The following is a 20764-nucleotide window of genomic DNA, read 5'->3' on the forward strand; positions in this document are numbered from 1 at the left end:
GATATAGAATTCGGGCCAATCATGCGCCAGACCCGCGTCACTCAATACGAAGACACGCCTCGCGATGTGGTGGCGACGGGTAACGACTACCCCGGCCGTTTCGTACTCCCGCCTCATACGCATAAGCGCCATCAGCTGCTGTACGCAGTCACCGGGGTGGTCAAGGCGATTACCCCGGAAGGCAGCTGGGTGGTGCCGCCGCGACGCGCCCTGTGGATTCCCGCCGGCGTCATGCATGAAGTGCATATGGATGGCACGGTCAGCACGCGCAGCGCGTACATCCGGCCGGAGGCCGCCGCTGCCGCCGGACTCTGGACGCATTGCCAGGTGATCACGGTCTCGCCACTGCTGCATGAGCTGCTGCAGGAAGCCGTGGACCTGCCGGTGGAATACGATCTCGAGGGCCGCGACGGCCGCCTCATGGCGTTGTTGGTGGATGAAGTGCGCGCCATGCAACCCCTGGCGCTCAACACCCCGCTGCCCAGCGACCGGCGCTTGCGCCGGCTGTGCCGCGTCATGCTCGACGCACCGGCGCTGGAGATCGACATCGATGCCATGGCCGACAAGGCCGGCATGAGCCGACGCAGTTTCACCCGTACCTTCCGCGAGGAAACCGGCATGAGCTTCGCGGCATGGCGGCAACAGGCTTGCCTGCTGGCCGCGCTTACCCGATTGGGACGCGGCGAATCCATCACTCAGGTCGCTATCGAACTTGGCTACGGCAGCACCAGCGCCTTCACTGCGGCCTTCCGGCGCGTGCTCGGCGCACCGCCGAGCCGCTACCTGGCGGGTGATCAGCATCCGCGCGAGAAGACATCGCCGCACTAGACGGCTCATCGCTCACGCGGCTGTCGCGAGCACAGACCCGGCCGGCAAGCACCCCGCCCCTTCCAGGGTGTGCCGGATCGCCTGCTCGATCGGCGTGTACGGCGATACGCCAAGAAAGGCCAACAGTCGCGTGTCATCTAGTTGCACCGGTGTACGCCACAGGTAGCGCATCTTGCGCATCTCGCGCAGCGTCTCCACGAAAGGCGAGGCCAGCGTCACCAGCCACCAGGGAAAACGCCCGGCCACGATGTCCGGATTGCCGACCGCGCGACGGACCGCCTCCACCATCCCGCGCCCATCCAGCCAGTAGCCGCCGAAGTGGTAGCGCGCGAAGTCAGCCAGTTCGTCGCTGCGGTCGAGCAGCTTCGCCAATGTTTCGGCGACATCCGGCAGATAGGCCCAGGCATGGCCGATATCGAAGGCGCCCGGATAGCTGACCTTGCGCACCGGCGCGCCGGGCTTGGTCAGGCCTTGCGAGAACCAGCTGTTGGCGGTGCTGCGTGGGCCGAAGAAATCGCCGCAGCGCAGGATCAATGCCGGCGTGCCTTCGCGCGCGGCCTGTTCCAGTCGCTGCTCCATCGCCACACGCAGTTCGCCTTTGCGGGTCTGAGGATGTTGTGGCGCATCTTCGCGCAACAGCGGAAAGGCATCGGGGCCGTAGTTGTAGATGGTGCCCGGCAGAACGATGCGCGCACCCACGGCGCGGGCTGCAGCGATGCTGTTGTCCAGCATCGGCAGCACCACCTTGTCCCAGCCGCGATAACCCGGCGGGTTCACCGCATGCACGATCACGTGTACGCCCTGCGCAGCGCGCATCACATCGGCCGCCACCATCGCGTCACCACGCAGCCACTCCACGCCGTCCAGCGCATCCGCTTTCGGGATGCGTGCCATGGCACGTACCTGCCAGCCATGCCGCAGCAGGGCCAAGCAGGTTTCGCTGCCGACGCCGCCGTTGGCGCCGACGACCAGGGCTGTTTTCGATGTCTTCATGGCGAACTCCTCGTGGGGTATGGGGCTAGCTTGGCCCCGCCCGAGACCAAAGAAAATTGGCGATCCACAAACATCTGCTATACAAATATGCATGGCCAAGCATGATCCCCAGTGGAACCTCTACCGCTCGTTTCTCGCCGTCATGAGCGAAGGCAGCCTGTCCGCCGCCGCGCGTGGACTCGCCATGACCCAGCCCAGCCTGGGCCGCCATATCCGCGAACTGGAAACCGCGCTGGGCGTCGATCTGTTCGCCCGCTCGCCACAGGGGCTGGTGCCGACCGACATGGCTTATGCCCTGCTGCCCCACGCACAGGCCATGGCCGCCGCCACCGCCGCACTACGCCGCGCCGCCACCGCGCAGGACGGAAAGACCCGCGGCGTGGTGCGGGTCACCGCCAGCGAAATCATCAGTGTGGAAGTGCTGCCATCCATGCTCGCCGCGTTTCGCAAGGCGCAGCCGGAGGTGGTGATCGAGCTGTCCGTGACTAATCAGCCCGAAGACCTGCTGCGCAAGGATGCCGACATCGCCGTCCGCATGGCGCGCCCCACCCAGCAGGCGCTGGTCACGCGCCATATCGGCCGCATCGAGTTGGGGGCTTATGCACACAAGCGCTACCTGCGCGCACACGGCCAGCCAGAAACCGTCGAAGCCTTGCGCGAACACAGCCTTATCGGCTTCGATCAGGAGACCCCCTATATCCGCAGCCTGCGCCCGAAAGACCTGCCCTATACACGCGAGCTGTTCGCTTTGCGTACCGACAACGACCTCGCGGCACTGGCGGCGATCCGCGCCGGCTATGGCATCGGTTTCTGCCAGGTACCGCTGGCCGCGCGCGAACCGCAGCTGGTGCGGCTGCTGCCGGAGAAACTGGCACTGGGGATGGATACCTGGGTCGTGATGCACGAGGACATGCGCCGCCACCTCGCCGTGCGCAAGCTGTTCGACCACCTGGCGACGGCGCTGATCGACTACGCCAACAGCCATTGACCGCCCGCCATGTCATGCCGCTGTCAGAAGACCGTAGCAATATGACCGGTCGCGAAACGGCCCCATGCCGCGGGCCGGTCGAGGACGTGCTTGCCGCGGGAACGGGGTAGCATGCCTATTCCCCGTAGCGTCCCCGCCAGTGGGGGACCAGGAAAGACATGATGTCCAGCAGTGAAAACCGCTCTACCGTTACGGTCGAAGAAAGCGCGCCTGCCCTGGACCTGCCCATAGCGAGCACACCCGCCGCCGCGGCGCATGACCTCAACGACAGCAGCCTGTACATCCATCGCGAGCTGTCGCAGCTGCAGTTCAATATCCGCGTGCTGGAGCAGGCGCTGGACGAGCGCAAGCCAATCCTGGAACGGCTGAAGTTCCTGCTGATCTTCTCCAGCAACATGGACGAGTTTTTCGAGATCCGCGTGGCGGGCCTGAAAAGCCAGATCGCGTTCGATCATGAAATCGTGGGGCCGGACGGCATCTCGCCCCGGCGCGTGCTGGCCGAGATCAGCGAGATCGCGCACAAGCAGATCGAGCGGCAGTACACCATCCTCAACGAACGCGTACTGCCCGAGCTGGACCGCCAGGGTATCCGCATCGTGCGCCGCAACGAGTGGTCGCACAAACAGAAGCTATGGGTGCGTCGCTACTTCCGCCATGAAGTCGCGCCGCTGATCACGCCGATCGGCCTCGACCCGACGCACCCGTTCCCGCTGCTGGTGAACAAGAGCCTCAACTTCATTGTGCAGCTGGAAGGCGTGGATGCGTTCGGCCGCGATTCCGGCCTGGCCATCGTGCCGGCGCCGCGCGTGCTGCCGCGACTGATCCGCCTGCCGGACGATGTATGCAGCGGCGGCGACAACTTCGTGCTGCTGTCCTCCATCATCCACGCACACACCGAAGAGCTGTTCCCCGGCATGTCGGTGCACGGCTGCTACCAGTTCCGCCTGACCCGCAACGCCGACCTCACCATCGATCCGGAAGACGTGGAAGACCTCGCCCGCGCACTGCGCGGCGAACTGTACTCACGCCGCTTCGGCGATGCGGTGCGTCTCGAGGTGGCCGACAACTGCCCCAAGGAGCTCACCGACTACCTGCTCAAGCAGTTCGGCCTCACCGCAGCCGAAATGTATGAGGTGAACGGCCCGGTGAACCTGTCGCGCCTGTTCGGCCTGATCGGCAAGACCGATGCGCCGCAACTGCTCTACCCGCCCTTCACGCCCGCGATTCCCAAGACGCTGAAAAAAGCCGAGGACCTGTTCCAGGTGATCGGCAAGCAGGACGTGCTGCTGCTGCATCCCTACGAATCCTTCGCACCGGTGGTGGACCTGCTGCATCAGGCGGCGAAAGACCCGAGCGTGCTGGCGATCAAGCAGACGCTTTACCGCAGCGGCGCCAACTCCGAGATCGTCGATGCGCTGGTGGATGCGGCGCGCGCCGGCAAGGAAGTAACCGTTGTCGTCGAACTGCGTGCGCGCTTCGACGAAGAATCCAACCTCACGCTGGCCTCACGCCTGCAACAGGCCGGCGCCATGGTGATCTACGGCGTGGTGGGCGTGAAAACGCATGCCAAACTGATGCTGATCCAGCGCCGCGAAGGCGATGAACTGGTGCGCTATGCCCATATGGGCACCGGCAACTACCACACCGGCAACGCGCGCCTGTACACCGACTACAGCCTGCTCACCTCCGACCAGGTGCTGTGCGAAGACGTGCACAAGCTCTTCAGCCAGCTTACCGGCATGGGCAAGGTGCTGCGCATGAAGAAGCTGCTGCATGCGCCATTCACCCTCAAGAAGACCCTGCTCGACCTGATCGCGCGCGAAACCGCTCACGCCACCGCAGGACGCGCGGCGCAGATCATCGCCAAGATCAATGCGATCACCGACCCCAAGATCATCCGCGCGCTCTACAAGGCGAGCATGGCCGGCGTGAAGATCGAACTGATCGTGCGCGGCATGTGCTGCCTGCGACCGGGTGTGCCCGGGGTGTCGCACAACATCCGCGTGCGCTCCATCGTCGGCCGCTTCCTGGAGCACAGTCGCGTGTACTGGTTCGCCAACAACGGCGACGAACAGTTCTACCTGGCCAGCGCCGACCTGATGGAGCGCAACCTCGACCGTCGCGTGGAAACCGGCTTCCCGATCGAGAGCAAGAAACTGCAGCAGCGCCTGAAGAAAGAGCTGGAGCTTTACCTCAGCGACAACTCCAGCTCCTGGCAACTGCAGCCTGACGGCCAGTATGTACGCCAGCACCCCGCGCCCGGACAAGGCACACGCAACGTGCAATCGCAGCTGCTGGAAAAAATCTGCGGCGTAGGCGCCTCCACCGAAGCCTGAAGCCATTACGTAGGAGCGCACCCTGTGCGCGAAACGGCCCGTAAGGGCCGCGCTCCGTATCCCGGAGCCCAGCCCTGCTGCGCAGGACTTTCGCGCACAGGGTGCGCTCCTACACGCATTCAGACGAAGCGCTTGACCCAAGCCACATAGCGATCGACGAAGCCCTGCAGAAACTTCTGCGTACCTTCACTACCGATGTGGCCCTGGTCATCCAGCAAACCATCCTTGAAGTGGATGAACACTTCCGGCTGCCCTAGCAGAGGCACATCAAGGTAAGCCAGCACATTACGCAAATGCTGCTGCGCCAGCGCCGTGCCAGTAGCTCCCACCGAGGCACCGATCACCGCGCCCGGTTTACCCGCGAAAGAATTGGTTCCCCACGGCCGCGACGCGATATCGATCGCGTTCTTGAGTACGCCAGGCATGGAGCGGTTGTACTCCGGCGTCACAAACAACAACGCATCAGCCGCCTCGACCGTCTGCTTCAGGCGCCCGCACTCCGGTGGGTAATCGCCATCGAAATCCTGCGTATAGAGCGGCAACCCACCGATAGGCACATGCTCAAACACCAACTCCTTCGGCGCCAACCGCTCCACCGCCAAAGCCAGCTTCTTGTTGATCGACTCCTTACGCAAACTACCCACAAAAACCGCGACCTTAATCGTACTCATCACTTCCTCCCGCCTTTGCTGGAGTGCCAAGCATGCCGAGCCGCAGTTAAGTCTGGGTGATGCTTTGGAAGAGCGTTGTTGACGCAACACCAAACCCTATCGCGAGCACCCACCCCTCACCCCAACCCTCTCCCCAGAGGGGAGAGGGAGCCGCTCTTCTTTTTCTTTGAAAGGCGATGCGAAGCGAGCCCGTAACGGGTCCCCTGTGGAGCGGTGAGGGTTGGACGAAAAGGCCCCGAAGGGGGCATCGACAGGACGTCGATGCCTTTTCGACACGACAGGGATGTCGTGTCGAAAAGCCCGGCCAACCCTCACGAACCCGCAGGCGAAGCCGGAGGGCGCGTAAGAGGGGTGCCTTTTCTTTTGGTTACTTTTCTTTGGGCAAGCAAAGAAAAGTGACCCGACTCGCGGCAGCGAGGCGGAAGCCCGCCGCAGGCGAGCCCGGTCGCGATAACGCGACAATCGAAGCGCGTCACTACTGGATTCCGGCCTGCGCCGGAATGACGAAGTTAGGTAGGCTGGTCACAAGGGCCAGGCCCTCACTCCGGCGAATACAACTTCCTCTTCAACAAAACCTTCACCCCCTCATCCGGCCCCCCAAGCCAACTCAACTGATCATTACGGGTATCGCCCACATCCACCGGCGCCTCCCCCGTGCGCTTGGCGAACACACCCCACAAATCATGCGTCTTCTCGTCATAGAGCAACACGATCCGCTCCCCCGGACAATCGTGCGGCTTGCAGCCACTCGCCACCAGCATGGATTTGCCACTCACCACGACATGCTGCGCCGGTGCGGACGTACCGCCCTGACGCGTCCAGTCGGGCAAATCGGAGGCACCGGACAACTTGGCGAAGGCTGCTGAAAAATCGGGGCGCTGCAGCAGGTCGAACAGATACGGCCCCTTGGCTGCCGTATCGGCATCAACAGGCAAGCTCTCGGCCGCGCTGACACTGCTCGCCACGTCGATTTTGTTCGTCGTGGCGCTGGCGGCGGGCGCCGATGCGGCTCCGTTCTTGTCCTGCGAACAGGCCGCACAGGCCAGGGCGGCTGAAAACGCGAGAGCGATGGCGGAAAGCTTCATCGTCGGATCCTTCGTTGACTACACCTTCGCCAACTTACGCAGCCCCGACTGAATCGAAACCTTCCTCTGTCGTTCAGGCGAGCTGGTCGGCCGCCGCCACGATCTCGGCCTCGCCCGGCAACACCAGCAGGGCTGCACCGGCCAGTGGTGTATAGGTATCCGCACCCATCACACGCTGCAGCGGTGTCGCACCGCAGCCGCCTTCGACGATCGCGGTGATGACGCCCTCGCCTACACCGGCGCTCTTGCGCCCCTCGTCCAGCACGAGGATGCGCTTCGCACTGCGCGCCTGTTCGGCGATGAAGGCATCGTTGAGCGGCGCCAGCCAACGCAGGTCGACCACGCGGGTCTTCCAGCCGTGCTTGGCCTCGATTGCGCGCGCGGCGCGCAATGCCATGGGCACGCCATTGCCGAAGGTGAATACCACCAGGTCGTTGGCGCTTTCGTTGTAGACACGCCCTTCACCCAGCGGCATCGCCTGATCCGGCGCAGGATAGGCAAACTGCCACTGACCGTCGCCCGCTTCGTACAGATCCTTGGTCATGTACAGCGCGATGGGTTCGAGGAAGGCGCATACACGGCCATCCACCTTCGCCAGCGCCATCAGGGTGCGCAGCATGGTGGCCGCATCGTCGCCGCGGCTGGGGCAACCCACCACCAGCCCGGGAATGTCGCGCAGCGCGGCAATCGAGTTGTCATTGTGGAAGTGACCGCCGAAACCCTTCTGATAACCCAGCGAAGCCACGCGCATCACCAGCGGGTTGCGGTATTGATCGTTGGAGAAGAACTGCAGGCTACAAGCCTCGCCGCGGATCTGATCGCAGGCGTTGTGGAAGTACGCCAGATACTGGATCTCCGGCATCGGCAACATGCCCATGTTGGCGTAGCCCTGGGCCAGGCCGAGAATTACCGTCTCGTCGAGCAGCGTGTTGAACACGCGGTTGCCCTTGAAGGTTTTGAACAGGCCCTTGGTGACGGTATACACGCCGCCCTTCTGCGCCACATCCTCGCCGAACAGCAGCGACTCGGGATACTTCGCCATCACGTCGTGCAAGGCCTGGCCGATCTGGATGGCCAGGTGGCGCGGCGGCTGCTTCTCCGGCAGCTTGTCTTCGCTGCCGAACACCGCGAGACGGCGCTCGGCGTAATCGACGCGCTCGGCCTCAGCCTTCACCGCCGCCGGGGTGTACGGCGCCAGCGGCTTCATGACGTCTTCGAGCGAGGTAAGGCGCGGACGGCGATCCGCATCCTCCGCGGCTTCGAAGCAGCGCTTGCGCGTGGTCTCGTAAAGCTCAAGCAGCGACACCTTGGTATACAACCCGGAAGCCAGAGCGATGTCCGCCGAGCGCAGCAGCGGGTCGCTGGATTCAAGGGCGAACAACTCTTCCACACTGCGCCACTCGATCTCGAAATCGGTGCCGGCATGTCCCATCACGCGCGTGGTGCGCAGATGCAGAAAAGTCGGACGGCGCGTATCGCGGCAGTGATCCACCGCACGCTGCACCTGCGCGTAGCCTTCGGCCAGATCCAGGCCGTCGGCGAAGAAATAATCGAGATTCGCGCGATGCTTGAAGTTGTTGGCGATCCAGCCGGTGGGTGTCTTCACCGAGATGCCAATGCCGTTGTCCTCGCACACGTAGAGCACCGGTGCCGGCAGCTTCTGGTACGCCGTCCACCCAGCGGCATTGAAGGCCGATTGCGCGGAAGCGTGATTGGACGACGCGTCACCGAACGAGCAGATCGCGATGCTGTCCTCGGGAATCGGCAGCGCATGTCCGATGCGGCGTGCCTGCTCGATCGCGACCGCCGTACCGAAGGCCTTGGGCAGATGCGAGGCAATGGTCGACGTCTGCGGCAGCACCCACAACGGTTTGCTGCCCCACACTTTGTGGCGGCCACCGGAAGCCGGATCGTCCTTGCTGGCGGCGAACGACAGCGCGGAATCCATGATCGGATCCATGCCAGGCAGCTTGCGGAAGCGCTCTGCCATGAAACCGCCAGAGCGATAATGCAGGAAGGCCGGATCGGTGTGCCGCGTCAGCCGCGCCACCATGGCATTGCCTTCATGACCGCTCGAGCCGATGGTGTAGAACACTTTGTTCTGCACGCGCAGCACGCGCGCCATCAGGTCGAGATGGCGCGAGATCAGTTGCGATTCCAGCAACTCGCGGAATCCACGCGCGTCCAGCGCGCTGCCCGGCAGCACCGGCTGCCCGTCATCCGGCGCATGGCGCACATCGCCCTGCCACAGCTGCACGAACTCGGTGAAGTTCTGGTCGACGATTTCGGCGCGATTGAAGCCTTTGTGGCGGGCGCTGAGAGCAAACGGAAGGGCAATCATGATGGACAGGCGATCTCGTCGGGAGCTTATGCTCCCTCCCCTGCTCGCGACGCGAAGCTAGTCCCGCAGGACAGGGGAGGGTTGAGGAAGAGTAAGTGCTTGAGAAAGCGTTTCGGGAGAGGTTGTCGCAAGGGCTTACCCCCTCCCGGCCTCCCCCTGCTCGCAGGGGGAGGAGTTAAAAGCTGCGCTACTCGAATTCAGCGCTTTGAGCAGAGCGGCGCGCTGCAGATCCTTCGGCCGCCCGAAACTCTCGAGAATGCGGATCTGCTCGGCCACCGATGGAATCGACACGGCAAAGCCGGCCACGCTGATGCTTGCCACTTCATGCACCTGCACGGGCCGCCAGCCATCACCGCGATTGAGCTCAAGGTCGCCCATCACTTCCACCGGCAATCCGGGAAAACGGAAACGCGCAAAACGCGAGCGGAAATGCTCCGCACCGGCCGGCATGTAAATGGGATCACGCAGATCGCGCCACTGAGTTTCCAGCTGCGCCGCATCGCCGGCGCTGGCGAGTACATCGACATCGGCCACGCTCACGTCCGCGCCGACCAGCGACGCCGCAGCACTGCCGATCAGATACCACGGCTCGCGGCAGTATTTCTGCAGATCGGGCACGACGTGGACGAGTGTCTGCCGCAAGGTGTCGCGCGCCGTCTTAGTGTCCGCGCTCATGGCCGTCTCCTGCGCTGCAGCCATTCCTCGCGCGACTGACCCCAGATGTCGACCTTCACATCTTCCAGCGGTGCCGGCAACTGGCCGGGCCCGAGATTGCGCGAACCGAGGCGGATCGCCAGCGCCTGCGAGGGCTTGTTGTCGTGATCGATGCTGTGGATCACATCGGTCCAGCCAAGATGCTCGAACGCCCAGTCGATGCTGGCGATAGCACCTTCGAGCGCGTAACCCTTACCCCACGCCGCGCGCGCGAGCCCCCAACCGACTTCCGTACCTGGCCAGCCTTCGGGCTGCCACGGGCCGAGCCGGCCCAGCCATTGCCCGCTGCTCTTCTCAATCACCGAGAACATGCCGAAGCCCTGGATCGCCCAGGCGCCGACCATGGTGAGGAAGCCGCGCCACGCGGCGGCGCGCGGCTGATACCCGCCGATGAAACGCGCCGCTTCCTCATCGGCCATATTGGCGGCCCAGCCGTCAAAATCTTCGCGCCGTGGCGGGCGCAAGATCAGACGGTCGGTTTCGATGCGGATGTCTTGCCAGTTCACCTTACGCACCTCCACAGGAATCAACACGCCCCTGGCGTCATCCCGGCTTACACCGGAATGACGAAATGAAAGGCCGCAGCTTCTTGTTTCATCGAGCTGTCAGAACGCGTTGATGCCAGTCAGCTCGCGCCCCACCACCAGCTGATGCACGGTCTCGGTGCCTTCGTACGTGATCACCGATTCCAGGTTCAGCGCATGGCGGATCGCCGAATGCTCGGTGGTGATGCCGGCGCCGCCGAGGATGTCGCGGCATTCGCGCGCGATATCGATGGCCATGCGGCAGTTGTTCCACTTGGCGAGCGAGACCTGGGTGGGCTGCATCTTGCCGGCGTCCTTCAGGCGACCCAACTGCAGCGACAGCAACTGTGCCGTGGTGATGCGGCGGGCCATGTCGGCCATCTTCAATTGCACGGCCTGGTTGGAAGCGAGTGGACGGCCGAACAGGATACGCTCCTGCGTGTAGTCCAGCACTTCCTTCAAGCACGCCTGCGCGGCACCGATCGGGCCCCAGGTGATGCCGTAACGCGCCTGGGTAAGGCAGCCGAGCGGGCCTTTCAGGCCTTTCACGTTCGGCAGGCGATTGGCTTCCGGCACGCGCACGTTGTCGAAGAACAGCGCCGAGGTAACCGACGCGCGCAGGCTCATCTTCTTGTGCACTTCCTGCGCGGTGAAGCCCTTGGTGTCGGTGGGCACGATGAAGCCCTGGATGCCGTCCTCGGTCTGCGCCCACACGATCGCGATGTGCGCGAGGTTGCCGTTGGTAATCCACATCTTGGCGCCGTTGATCACCCAGTCGCCGCCGTCCTGCTTGGCGTGGGTCTTCATGTTGGCCGGGTCGGAACCGCCGTGCGGTTCGGTGAGGCCGAAGCAACCGATGACTTCGCCTGCCGCCATCTTCGGCAAGTAATGCATCTTCTGCTCTTCGGTGCCGTAGGCGTAGATCGGGTACATGCATAGCGAGCTCTGCACCGAGGCGAAGCTGCGCAGGCCCGAATCGCCGCGCTCCAGCTCCTGGCAGATCAAGCCGTAGCTCACACCGTTCATGCCGGCGCAGCCGTATTTCTCGGGAATGGTCGCGCCCAGCAGGCCGAGGTTGGCGATCTCCGGAACCAGCTCCTGCGGAAACCGCGCCTGATCGAACGCGTCGCCGATGATCGGCAGCACTTTTTCATCGACGAAACGGCCAACAGTGTCCTGCACCATGCGCTCTTCGTCGGTGAGCAGCGAGCGGACGTCGTACAGGTCGAGCGGATTCAGGCGAGCGGACATGCAGGGATTCCGTACGTGGGTGGGACAAGCCCTCGATTCTAGCGGCCCCTGTCCCTCCAGGTCATGACGAGGTGCAACACCGGCGGGTAGGCGTGGCCGGCTCGCTATGGGACCATGGCCCGGCCTGCCGCCCCCCCGCTTTTCCGCTGGAATCCCCATGATCAAAGGTGTACTCCTGGGCTTTGCCTGCTACGCGGCCTACGCGATCAGCGACGCCTTCGTGAAGTCCCTGCACGGCACGCTGCCCGCCTACGAGGCGGTGTTTTTCGGCGCCGTAATGATGCTTTCGGCACTGCCCTTTATCCGCAAGCCGCAGGATCGCTGGATCGAGGTGTTCAAGGCCAACCGCCCCAGCCTGTGGTGGGTGCGCGCCATCTCCGGCGCCATCTGCAACATCACGGCTGTGATCGCATTCACGGCGCTGCCGATGGCGGAAGCTTTTGCGCTGATCTTCCTGCTGCCGATCTTCGTGACCCTGCTCTCGGTACTGTTCCTGAAGGAACACGTGGGCTGGCGGCGCTGGTCGGCGGTGGTGGCCGGTTTTATCGGCGTGCTGGTAGTGCTGCGGCCGGGTTTCCGCGCGCTGGGCACGGGGCATCTGGCCGCGATGACATGCGGGCTCTTTGGCGCGGTATCAGTGGTGGCCCTGCGCATGGCCGGCGCCCATGAAAAACGCATCAGTCTGTACGGCGCCGGGGTGATCGGCCCACTCGTGACTGGCGGCCTGCTGATGCTGCCCCATTTCATCTGGCCCGACCTCAAGCAGTGGAGCCTGTTGGCCGGCTATGGCCTGCTGGCCGGCTTCGCTGGTGTATTGCTGATGTTTGCCACTCAGCACGCACCCGCCAATCGCGTCGCCCCCACCCAATACAGCCAGATGCTCTGGGCCATCGGCTTCGGCTACTGGCTGTTTGGCGACCATCTGGACTGGCCCATGCTGATCGGCATCGCGCTGATCCTGGGCTCGGGCCTGTTCACTTTGGTGCGGGAAGGCAAGGTGACGCCCTGGTGGCGGCGGACCAGGTTGGTGTAGCGGGAAGCTTGTCCGGAAAAACTCCGGACCACTGATCAGCGTGAGCGGGCACCAGCGGTCGATCAATACCGACGCACGAGCCTTCACTTCCTCCGCAAAAAGCAACTCGGTCTCCTTACGCGATATCCCGCGCAGGCCGCCTGTTCCGGACCATGGCCGTGATGCCCAATGAGTCCTGCGTCTGGACGAGACGCCTACGAACGGAGATGGACTCATGCGCATCCGCACTTCACGCCTTGTTGTGGCAGCGACCCTGCTTACCGCTTTCCTCTGTGCTCCAGCGCTATCGCTGGCCAAGAGCAAGAACACCCAGCGCAATACGCTCGCGCCTGCCTATGTCGACATATACGACTACCTGCCCGACTGGCAGGATCGGGACGCCTGGCTCGACATCACCTACCAGCTCAAGCTCAATTTTCTTGACGTCTGTGGCGATACGTTCTGCGAGGGCGAGTACGCCAATCTGGAAGCGCTCAGCTACCGCTGCTCGGTCGAGACCGCCAGCGGAAATATCGGCGAATGCGTGTGGGTGATCGCGGCCAGCTCGGAGGACATCAATCCCGGCGATGGCCGTGTGGTGGTGGCGCTGCATCAGTGGCAATGCGCTAGCCCGCTTGCCGCTCATACCAGCGCGACACAGTTGGTCGCCGCGCTGAAAGGGCGCAATCCGATCGATGCCATGCTGCCGAATACCGACAAGTCGATCTACGACGGCCTGACCGAGTGCCTCTAGTCAGTCGCCGCGCCCGCGGTTGCTGATGCCGTGCGGCACATGTCCGGTCGCGACATGCTGCCGCGCGGATTCCACGTTAGCCGGGGAGTCGTCGAAGAAGATGTCGGCGCCGAAAGCGTCCAGGAACGGTCCTTTGTCGCGACCGCCCAGGAACAGGGCCTCATCGATACGCACACCCCAGCGGCGCAAGGTGAGGATCACGCGCTTGTGCGCCGGTGCCGAACGCGCGGTGACCAGCGCTGTGCGGATAGGTGAATCCTCGGCGGGGAACGCCGCCTGCAGTCGATGCACAGCGGTGAGAAAGCCGCGGAACGGGCCAACGGAAAGCGGCTCGTCGGCGCGTTCGGTTTCGCTGCGGTGGAAGGCTTCCAGGCCTTCTTCGCGGGATACGCGCTCACCCTCGTCGCCGAAGATCACCGCGTCGCCGTCGAAGGCGATGCGCAACTGCTCGCTGGCCCGCGGCGGCGCCACGGAGGGAAGGATGGTGGCGGCGGCCACACCTGCGGCGAGCGCGCGACCGACATCCTCGGCGTTGGCGGACAGGAACAGGTCCGCCTTGAAGGGAGCGATATAGTCCGAGGTCGGCGCGCCACTGGTGAACGCGGCGCGGCTGATTTCCAGGCCGTAGTGCTGGATGGCATTGAAGATGCGCAGACCGGTATCGCCCGAATTGCGCGAGAGCAGAATCACCTCGACCGGAGGCACGTCGCCGGCCAGCTTGTTGAGGCCAAGTAGTTTCTGCACCAGCGGAAAGGCCACGCCCGGCTTGAGAATCTCGTTCTCGTGATCGATCTGAAAGGCGCGATAGGCATCCAGTCCGTCGCGCTCGAACAAGGCATGGCTGTCGCCGAGGTCGAACAGCGCGCGCGAGGAAATGGCGACCACCAGACGATTGTCGGTGGCGGCAGTGGGATCGTGGATAGTGCCTGCGCGGGTCATGGAAGTGCTATGGACGATGATGCCGTTGAATCTAGCAAAGAGCGCCGGGGATTGCCCGTAGGAGCGCACCCTGTGCGCGAAAGCCCTGCGTAGCAGGGCTGGTCTTTTCTCCATCATGTGGCAAAAGCGGCCCTGCTACGCAGGGCTTTCGCGCACAGGGTGCGCTCCTACGAAAGCGCCGAATCAGTCCGGTGCGAACTGCTCATCCAGAATGCGCTGTTCCAGATTGTGTTCCGGATCGAACAGCAGGCGGACGCCCAGGCCTTCCGATTGCTTCACCAGGACTTCGCGCACATCGCGCACTTCATGGAAATCAGCGGTGGCGCTCACCGGCCGCTTGCCGGGATCGAGCACGCGCAGAGTCACCTGGGTACGGTGCGGCAGGATGGCGCCGCGCCACCGACGCGGACGGAACGGGCTGATCGGGGTCAGCGCCAGCACGTTGGCATCCAGCGGCAGGATCGGGCCATGCGCGGAGAGGTTGTAGGCGGTGGAACCTGCGGGTGTGGAAACCAGGATGCCGTCGCACACCAGTGTGTCCAGCTTTACCGCTTCGTTGAGCTGCACTTCGAGATGTGCTGCCTGGTTGCTCTGGCGCAACAGCGAGACTTCGTTGAAAGCCAGCGCCTGATGCACCTCGCCGTTGATGTCGGTGACCTGCATCTCCAGCGGATACAGCACCGCCGCATGCGCGCGCCCGATCCGCCCTTCCAGGTCGTCGATGCGATGCTTGTTCATCAGAAAGCCCACTCGCCCCAGCTTCATGCCGTAGACCGCCGCCGGCAGCGCACGATACGCGTGCAGGGTGCGCAGCATGAAGCCGTCGCCGCCGAGCGCCACGATCGCCTCCGCCTGTTCCGGCGGCGTGTCGCCATAGCGATCGACCAGTTTGCGGCGCGCCTGCTGGGCAACGCTGGTTTCACTGGCGACGAAGGCGTAGGCCATAGGGAACCGTGAGGAGGTCAGTGAGCGAGGACGCCAGTTGAGCTCAGATAAGCAAAGGGCGCAAGACCAAGACAGGTCTGCGCCCTTTCCTCTCAACGTAATCAGGAGTCCATTGCCTAACAGCCGCCATGGACTCCTTGCTTCGGACTACTTACTGGTTGATCGGCACCTGCGCCAACTGGGCCAGGCGACGGACCGCGACCGAGGCGATCGGGTAATCCGCGTTCTGGGTGAGAATTTCCGCCAGCATGCTGCGCGTGTACTTGAGCGTGGCGTCGTCGCGCTGCAGCCACGCCTGCACCGGCGAAACGTCCTTGCTGTTGCCGGCTAGCGTCAGCACCTGCAGGGCCAGCGCACGATGCTGGTGATTGAGCTCGTCCAGCAGCGACCCGCGGGCCTGAGCATGCCAGTGGCCTTCCACCGGCAATGCCTCGATCTGGCTGCGCAGCCACTCCAGGTCCAGCGACTCGCCCAGCTCGTAGAACACGCTGGCCACCTTGTCCACTGGCTGACCGCTCTGCTGAGCCACTTCGACTACGTCGAGCATGGCGCGCAGCTCGGGGATGCGGGCGAGACGGACCGCCAGATCTTCCGGCAGCCCCATGCCTTCCCACTTCTCCTGGCTAGTCGCGAAATCGGCCTTGCCGGTTTCGGTCAGTGCACCGGGCAATGCCGTACGCAACGCGGTCACGCCAGCCTGGTAACGCTCCACGTTGGCGGCGATATCCAGCGTGCCGCCCGGACGGCTGAGCAGCCAGCGGGTGAGATGACGCAGCAGCGACCAGATTTGCATGATCGCGTCGATCTGCGTGTCCTCGGCCACCTTGCTGTCCAGCGCCTCGATCTCGGCCCACAGTTCGCGCGCGCCAAGAATTTCGCGGGCGGCGGTGTAGGCCTTGGCGATCGCCGCCGGCCCCTGCCCCGTGTCTTCCTGCATGCGCATCATGAAGGTGGCGCCCATGCGGTTGATGGTGGAGTTGGTGACCGCGGTGGCGATGATTTCGCGCTTCAGGCGATGGCGCTGCATGTGCGCGGCGTACTTGTCGTGCAGCGGCTCGGGGAAGTAGCGCACCAGCTCCTTGGAGAGGTACGGATCTTCCGGCACATCAGAGTCGAGCATCTGCTGGAACAGCTTGATCTTGTCATACGACAGCAGCACCGACAGCTCGGGGCGGGTCATGCCCTGGCCGCGGGTCTTGCGCTCGGTCAACTCAGCTTCGCTCGGCAGGTTTTCCACCTGGCGATCAAGCAGACCTTCGCCCTCGAGCGTGCGGATGAAGTGGGCCATCGAACCCAGGCGGCGCACCGACTGGTGCTCCATCAGGGTGATCGCCTGGTTCTGGCGATAGTTGTCCCACAGCACGAGCTGGCCGACTTCGTCGGTCATGGCCGCAAGCTGCTGGTTGCGCGCTTCCACCGTCAGCTCGCCGCGCTGTACGGCGTCGTCGAGCAGAATCTTAATGTTCACCTCATGGTCGGAGGTGTCTACGCCGGCCGAGTTGTCGATGAAGTCGGTATTGAGCAGCACGCCGTGCTGGGCGGCTTCGATGCGGCCCTTCTGGGTCATGCCTAGATTGCCGCCCTCGCCCACCACCTTGCAGCGCAGCTCGCCACCGTTGACGCGCAGGCCGTTGTTGGCGCGATCGCCCACGTCGGCATGCGTTTCGCTGCTGGCCTTCACATAGGTACCGATACCGCCGTTCCACAGCAGATCCACCGGCGCCTTGAGGATGGCGTTGAGCAGATCGGTCGGCGCCATCTGCGTCACGTCGGCCTTGATGCCGAGCGCGGCGCGAACTTCCGGCGACACCGGAATCGACTTCAGCGTGCGCGAATACACACCACCACCAGCCGAGATCAGCGACTTGTCGTAATCCTCCCAGCTCGAACGCGGCAACTTGAACATGCGCTCGCGCTCGACGAAGGAACGCGCCGCATCCGGGTTCGGGTCGAGGAAGATGTGGCGATGGTCGAACGCAGCCAGCAGGCGGATGTGCTGCGACAACAGCATGCCGTTGCCGAACACGTCGCCCGACATGTCGCCCACGCCCACGCAGGTGAAGTCCTGCGTCTGGCTGTCGCGACCCAGCGCGCGGAAGTGGCGCTTCACCGACTCCCACGCACCCTTGGCGGTGATGCCCATGCCCTTGTGGTCGTAGCCGTTGGAGCCGCCGGAAGCGAACGCATCGCCCAGCCAGAAACCATGCTCCACCGAAATCGCGTTGGCGATATCGGAGAACGTCGCGGTGCCCTTGTCGGCCGCCACCACCAGGTACGGATCGTCCGCGTCATGGCGCACCACGTCGTGCGGCGGCACCACCTTGCCTTCGACCAGGTTGTCGGTGATGTCGAGCAGGCCGCTGATGAACATGCGGTAGCAGGCAATACCTTCCGCCAGCTGCGCGTCGCGATCGCCATTCACCGGCGGACGCTTGACGAAGAAACCACCCTTCGAGCCGACCGGCACGATCACGGTGTTCTTCACCATCTGCGCCTTCACCAGGCCCAGCACTTCGGTGCGGAAGTCTTCGCGGCGATCGGACCAGCGCAGGCCGCCGCGCGCCACCGCGCCGAAGCGAAGATGGATGCCTTCCACGCGCGGCGCGGAAACGAAGATCTCGCGATATGGCACCGGCTTCGGCAGATCCGGCACGCGATGCGAGTCGAACTTGAAGCTGATGTAGCCGCGGTAGGCACCGTCCCACTGCTGGAAGAAGCTGGTACGCAGCGTGCCGCGCATCAAGGCCATGAAGCTGCGCAGGATGCGATCGTCGTCGAGGCTGGACACGTTCTCCAGCAGCACGCCGATGGTCTCTTCGATTACCTTGATCTGTTCGTCGCGCGGTTTGGCAAGCGCGGCGACCAGGCCGTCGATCAGCGCCGGATGCGCGGTACGCACGGCTTCCGGAATCAGCGCGGTCATTTCGCCCGACAGCGCTTCGCCCGCTGCCTTCAGTTCGTCGGCCGACAAACTCTCGCGGCGCGGATCGAACTTGGCGAGGAACAGCTCCACCAGCAGGCCGGCGATGGCCGGATAGCGGTTGAAGGCGTCTTCCATATAGCTCTGCGAGAACGCCACGCCCGTTTGCAGCAGGTATTTGCAGTAGCCGCGCAGCATGGCGACCTGGCGCCAGCCGAGCTTGGCACCGAGCACCAGACGGTTGAAGCCGTCGTTCTCGGCATTGCCGCGCCAGATGTGCTCGAAGGCGTCCTCGAACAGCGAGCCGACCTGCTCAACCGTGAACGCGAGGTTGCCGACCGGCTGCACCTCGAAGTCCTGGATGAACAGAGGTGTGCCTTCGGACTTCACTTCGTACAGGTGCTCGGTGAGCACGCGCAGGCCGAGATTCTCCAACTGCGGCAGCACTTCGGACAGTGCGATATCCGTGCCGCTGCGGTACACCTTGAAGCGCAACTCTTCCGGACGCTGGGCCGGGTGATAGAACGACATGCGCACGGCGTCGTCGCCCTTCAGCAGCGACAGCTGGCGCACGTCCTCGGCGGCAGCGGCGGGCGACACGTCTTCGACATAGCCTGCCGGCAGTGACTTGGCGTAGCGATTCGCCAGCACCACACCGTCGTGATCGCCGAGGCGCTTGACCAGCGCATCGCGCACATCGTCATGCCAGTTGCGCACGATCGCGGCCACGCCTTCTTCCAGCTTGACGGCGTCGAAGTTCACGTGGTCGCCGATCTTGGGGCGCACCACCACATGCAGGCGGGCCAGCGCGGCCTCGCCCATCAGCACCGCCGAATCGCTCTGCTCACCATGCAGCGCGTCGCGCAACAGCGCTTCGATGCGCTCGCGCACCGAGGTGTTGAAGCGCTCGCGCGGTACAAATACCAGACAGGTGAAGAAGCGGCCATAGCGGTCGCGACGCACGAACAGGCGCGTGCGGGCACGCTGACGCAGCTCGAGGATGCCGATGGCGGTGGTATACAACTCGTCTTCGTTGCTCTGGAACAGCTCGTCGCGCGGCAGCGTCTCCAGAATGTGGCGCAGCGACTTGCCGGAGTACGAATCGCGCTTCAGGCCCGAGCGGGCCATCACGGCTTCGACCTTGTGGCGCACCAGCGGCACGTCCTGCGGGCGCGCCATGTAGGCGTTGGAGGAGAAAAGACCGAGGAAGCGCTGCTCCGCGACCGGTTTGCCGTTGGCGTCGAAGCGAAGCACGCCGATGTAATCCATATGACCCGGACGGTGCACGTGCGAGCGCGCATTGGTCTTGGTCAGGATGATGGCGTCGGTCGAACCCGACTGCGGCAGCTCGCTGGCCACCAGCGAACGCAGCGAACGCGGCGCCATCGAACGCTCCTGCTTGTGCAGGATGCCCAGGCCCGAGCCTTCCATCGAGCGCAGCACTTCGTCGCCGTCGGCCTGGGTCACTTCGTATTCGCGATAACCGAGGAAGGTGAAGTTGTCGTCGGCCACCCAGCGCAGGAATTCGCTCGCCTCTTCCACCGAGCTCGCATGGATCGGCAGCTGGCGCTTGGTCAGGTCGTCGGCGATGGCCAGCGCCTTGTCGCGCATCTTGGCCCAGTCGTTGACCGAGACGCGCACGTCTTCCAGCGAGGCTTCGATCTGGCTCTTCAGCTGCGCCATCTCGGCGTCGCCGGCCATGCGATCCACTTCGAAATGCATCACCGATTCGGGAGTGCCATTTTCCGCGCCCATCTGCTGCAGGCGGCCCGTCGCATCGCGCACGGCCTTCACCACTGGATGGATCACCGCGTGGATCTGCAACTTGGCTGACACAATCATGCTCACCGTGTCGACCAGGAACGGCATGTCGTCGGTGACGATCTGCACCAGGCTGCGGCCGGCGTGACCGAATTCGGGATTGATCACACGTACCGAGGCGCGGCCGGGCTGACGCTGCTGCGCGAACTCGAGCAGGCCGGCCACCAGCGCGGCCCATTCAGCGGCGGTGTGCAGCTCAAGATCGCTGGAGGCAATGCGCGAGAAGAAGGCGCCGATAAAAAATTGCGCCTCATCAAGGCGCTGGGTGGGAAAGCCGCTTTTTTTCAGTTCTTCGAAAACAACAGCCTGGATCGGATTATCACTGGCCGCACGAATCGCATTCATGGCATCTACTTGTCTGTGGGGACGGAATGGAGCAGAAAAGCCGCAAAAGGATACGCCGGCCCCGCATGCTTAGCCACCTGCACTGCGGCACAAACTTCAGCTCTCAGTGTGTTCTACCAAGCATGTCTACCAAGCGTGCAAAAGATTCAATACCCACGCGTGATCGTCCAAGCTTCCTGCGGTGGGATAACCGAATGCATAGGGCCCAGTGGAAGCGCCACGTGTATCGGTCCAGGCCCGCTGCGCATTCCATGCCTGCCAGTTGAATCCAATACCCGCGCGTATGTCGTAACGCGC

Annotated in this window: 15 protein-coding genes; 5 read left to right on the plus strand and 10 right to left on the minus strand. The window is 63.9% G+C overall.

Annotated features, from left to right (window positions below):
- Positions 1-21 precede the first annotated feature (21 nt).
- Positions 22-828, plus strand: a complete 807-nt coding sequence (locus tag ISS97_RS10200) for an AraC family transcriptional regulator (protein WP_379986800.1) — start codon at positions 22-24, stop codon at positions 826-828.
- Between the two features lie 12 nt (positions 829-840).
- On the opposite strand, the gene ISS97_RS10205 is transcribed toward ISS97_RS10200, so the two are convergent.
- Positions 841-1821, minus strand: coding sequence for an NAD-dependent epimerase/dehydratase family protein (locus tag ISS97_RS10205; protein ID WP_379986799.1), 981 nt, complete (start codon positions 1819-1821; stop codon positions 841-843).
- A 91-nt stretch (positions 1822-1912) separates the two neighbouring features.
- Here ISS97_RS10205 and ISS97_RS10210 point away from each other — a divergent pair, with 91 nt between their 5' ends.
- Positions 1913-2809: a LysR family transcriptional regulator gene (locus ISS97_RS10210; RefSeq protein WP_379986798.1), complete on the plus strand. Its 897-nt coding sequence runs from the start codon at positions 1913-1915 to the stop codon at positions 2807-2809.
- A 161-nt stretch (positions 2810-2970) separates the two neighbouring features.
- The gene (gene ppk1, locus ISS97_RS10215) at positions 2971-5145 is read left to right on the plus strand and encodes a polyphosphate kinase 1 (protein WP_379986797.1); all 2175 of its coding nucleotides are present in this window, start codon (positions 2971-2973) and stop codon (positions 5143-5145) included.
- 119 nt (positions 5146-5264) lie between these two features.
- On the opposite strand, the gene ISS97_RS10220 is transcribed toward ppk1, so the two are convergent.
- From ISS97_RS10220 to ISS97_RS10245, 6 genes are all read right to left on the minus strand, one after another.
- Positions 5265-5816 carry an NADPH-dependent FMN reductase gene (locus ISS97_RS10220; RefSeq protein WP_379986796.1) on the minus strand — a complete coding sequence of 184 codons (552 nt, stop codon included), beginning with the start codon at positions 5814-5816 and terminating at the stop codon, positions 5265-5267.
- A gap of 539 nt (positions 5817-6355) precedes the next feature.
- Entirely contained in the window at positions 6356-6901 is a 546-nt protein-coding gene (locus ISS97_RS10225) for an Ivy family c-type lysozyme inhibitor (RefSeq protein ID WP_379986795.1), read from the minus strand.
- Positions 6902-6974: 73 nt separating this feature from the next.
- Positions 6975-9242: a thiamine pyrophosphate-dependent enzyme gene (locus tag ISS97_RS10230; protein WP_379986794.1), complete on the minus strand. Its 2268-nt coding sequence runs from the start codon at positions 9240-9242 to the stop codon at positions 6975-6977.
- Between the two features lie 135 nt (positions 9243-9377).
- Complete coding sequence (locus ISS97_RS10235; RefSeq protein WP_379986793.1) at positions 9378-9917, minus strand: hypothetical protein; 540 nt, start codon at positions 9915-9917, stop codon at positions 9378-9380.
- Entirely contained in the window at positions 9914-10462 is a 549-nt protein-coding gene (locus tag ISS97_RS10240) for a GNAT family N-acetyltransferase (protein ID WP_379986792.1), read from the minus strand. The genes ISS97_RS10235 and ISS97_RS10240 overlap by 4 nt, the downstream gene beginning before the upstream one ends.
- A gap of 99 nt (positions 10463-10561) precedes the next feature.
- Positions 10562-11731, minus strand: a complete 1170-nt coding sequence (locus tag ISS97_RS10245) for an acyl-CoA dehydrogenase family protein (protein WP_379986791.1) — start codon at positions 11729-11731, stop codon at positions 10562-10564.
- Between the two features lie 157 nt (positions 11732-11888).
- Here ISS97_RS10245 and ISS97_RS10250 point away from each other — a divergent pair, with 157 nt between their 5' ends.
- Positions 11889-12764, plus strand: a complete 876-nt coding sequence (locus tag ISS97_RS10250; RefSeq protein ID WP_379986790.1) for a DMT family transporter — start codon at positions 11889-11891, stop codon at positions 12762-12764.
- Positions 12765-12978: 214 nt separating this feature from the next.
- A complete protein-coding gene (locus ISS97_RS10255; protein ID WP_379986789.1) occupies positions 12979-13497 on the plus strand; it encodes a hypothetical protein in 519 nt (172 codons plus the stop codon).
- Here ISS97_RS10255 and ISS97_RS10260 read toward each other — a convergent pair whose 3' ends face one another.
- The 3 genes from ISS97_RS10260 to ISS97_RS10270 all read right to left on the minus strand — a co-directional run bounded on the left by ISS97_RS10260 (position 13498) and on the right by ISS97_RS10270 (position 20467).
- Entirely contained in the window at positions 13498-14436 is a 939-nt protein-coding gene (locus ISS97_RS10260) for a 5'-nucleotidase (protein WP_379986788.1), read from the minus strand.
- A 183-nt stretch (positions 14437-14619) separates the two neighbouring features.
- A complete protein-coding gene (locus ISS97_RS10265; RefSeq protein WP_379986787.1) occupies positions 14620-15381 on the minus strand; it encodes an NAD kinase in 762 nt (253 codons plus the stop codon).
- Between the two features lie 151 nt (positions 15382-15532).
- On the minus strand, positions 15533-20467 hold the full coding sequence (locus ISS97_RS10270) for an NAD-glutamate dehydrogenase (RefSeq protein ID WP_379986786.1): 4935 nt from the start codon (positions 20465-20467) through the stop codon (positions 15533-15535).
- Between the last annotated feature and the right edge of the window lie 297 nt (positions 20468-20764).

The organism is Dyella koreensis (assembly GCF_044904565.1).
GTDB classification, from domain to species: domain Bacteria; phylum Pseudomonadota; class Gammaproteobacteria; order Xanthomonadales; family Rhodanobacteraceae; genus Dyella_D; species Dyella_D koreensis.

Coding starts and splice junctions, on each gene's coding strand:
- ISS97_RS10200 (WP_379986800.1), top strand. CDS start 22: ATGCGCCAGACCCGCGTCACTCAATACGAAGACACGCCTCGCGATGTG.
- ISS97_RS10235 (WP_379986793.1), bottom strand. CDS start 9,917: ATGAGCGCGGACACTAAGACGGCGCGCGACACCTTGCGGCAGACACTC.
- ISS97_RS10210 (WP_379986798.1), top strand. CDS start 1,913: ATGGCCAAGCATGATCCCCAGTGGAACCTCTACCGCTCGTTTCTCGCC.
- ISS97_RS10245 (WP_379986791.1), bottom strand. CDS start 11,731: ATGTCCGCTCGCCTGAATCCGCTCGACCTGTACGACGTCCGCTCGCTG.
- ISS97_RS10270 (WP_379986786.1), bottom strand. CDS start 20,467: ATGAATGCGATTCGTGCGGCCAGTGATAATCCGATCCAGGCTGTTGTT.
- ISS97_RS10205 (WP_379986799.1), bottom strand. CDS start 1,821: ATGAAGACATCGAAAACAGCCCTGGTCGTCGGCGCCAACGGCGGCGTC.
- ISS97_RS10250 (WP_379986790.1), top strand. CDS start 11,889: ATGATCAAAGGTGTACTCCTGGGCTTTGCCTGCTACGCGGCCTACGCG.
- ISS97_RS10255 (WP_379986789.1), top strand. CDS start 12,979: ATGCGCATCCGCACTTCACGCCTTGTTGTGGCAGCGACCCTGCTTACC.
- ISS97_RS10220 (WP_379986796.1), bottom strand. CDS start 5,816: ATGAGTACGATTAAGGTCGCGGTTTTTGTGGGTAGTTTGCGTAAGGAG.
- ISS97_RS10260 (WP_379986788.1), bottom strand. CDS start 14,436: ATGACCCGCGCAGGCACTATCCACGATCCCACTGCCGCCACCGACAAT.
- ppk1 (WP_379986797.1), top strand. CDS start 2,971: ATGTCCAGCAGTGAAAACCGCTCTACCGTTACGGTCGAAGAAAGCGCG.
- ISS97_RS10265 (WP_379986787.1), bottom strand. CDS start 15,381: ATGGCCTACGCCTTCGTCGCCAGTGAAACCAGCGTTGCCCAGCAGGCG.
- ISS97_RS10225 (WP_379986795.1), bottom strand. CDS start 6,901: ATGAAGCTTTCCGCCATCGCTCTCGCGTTTTCAGCCGCCCTGGCCTGT.
- ISS97_RS10230 (WP_379986794.1), bottom strand. CDS start 9,242: ATGATTGCCCTTCCGTTTGCTCTCAGCGCCCGCCACAAAGGCTTCAAT.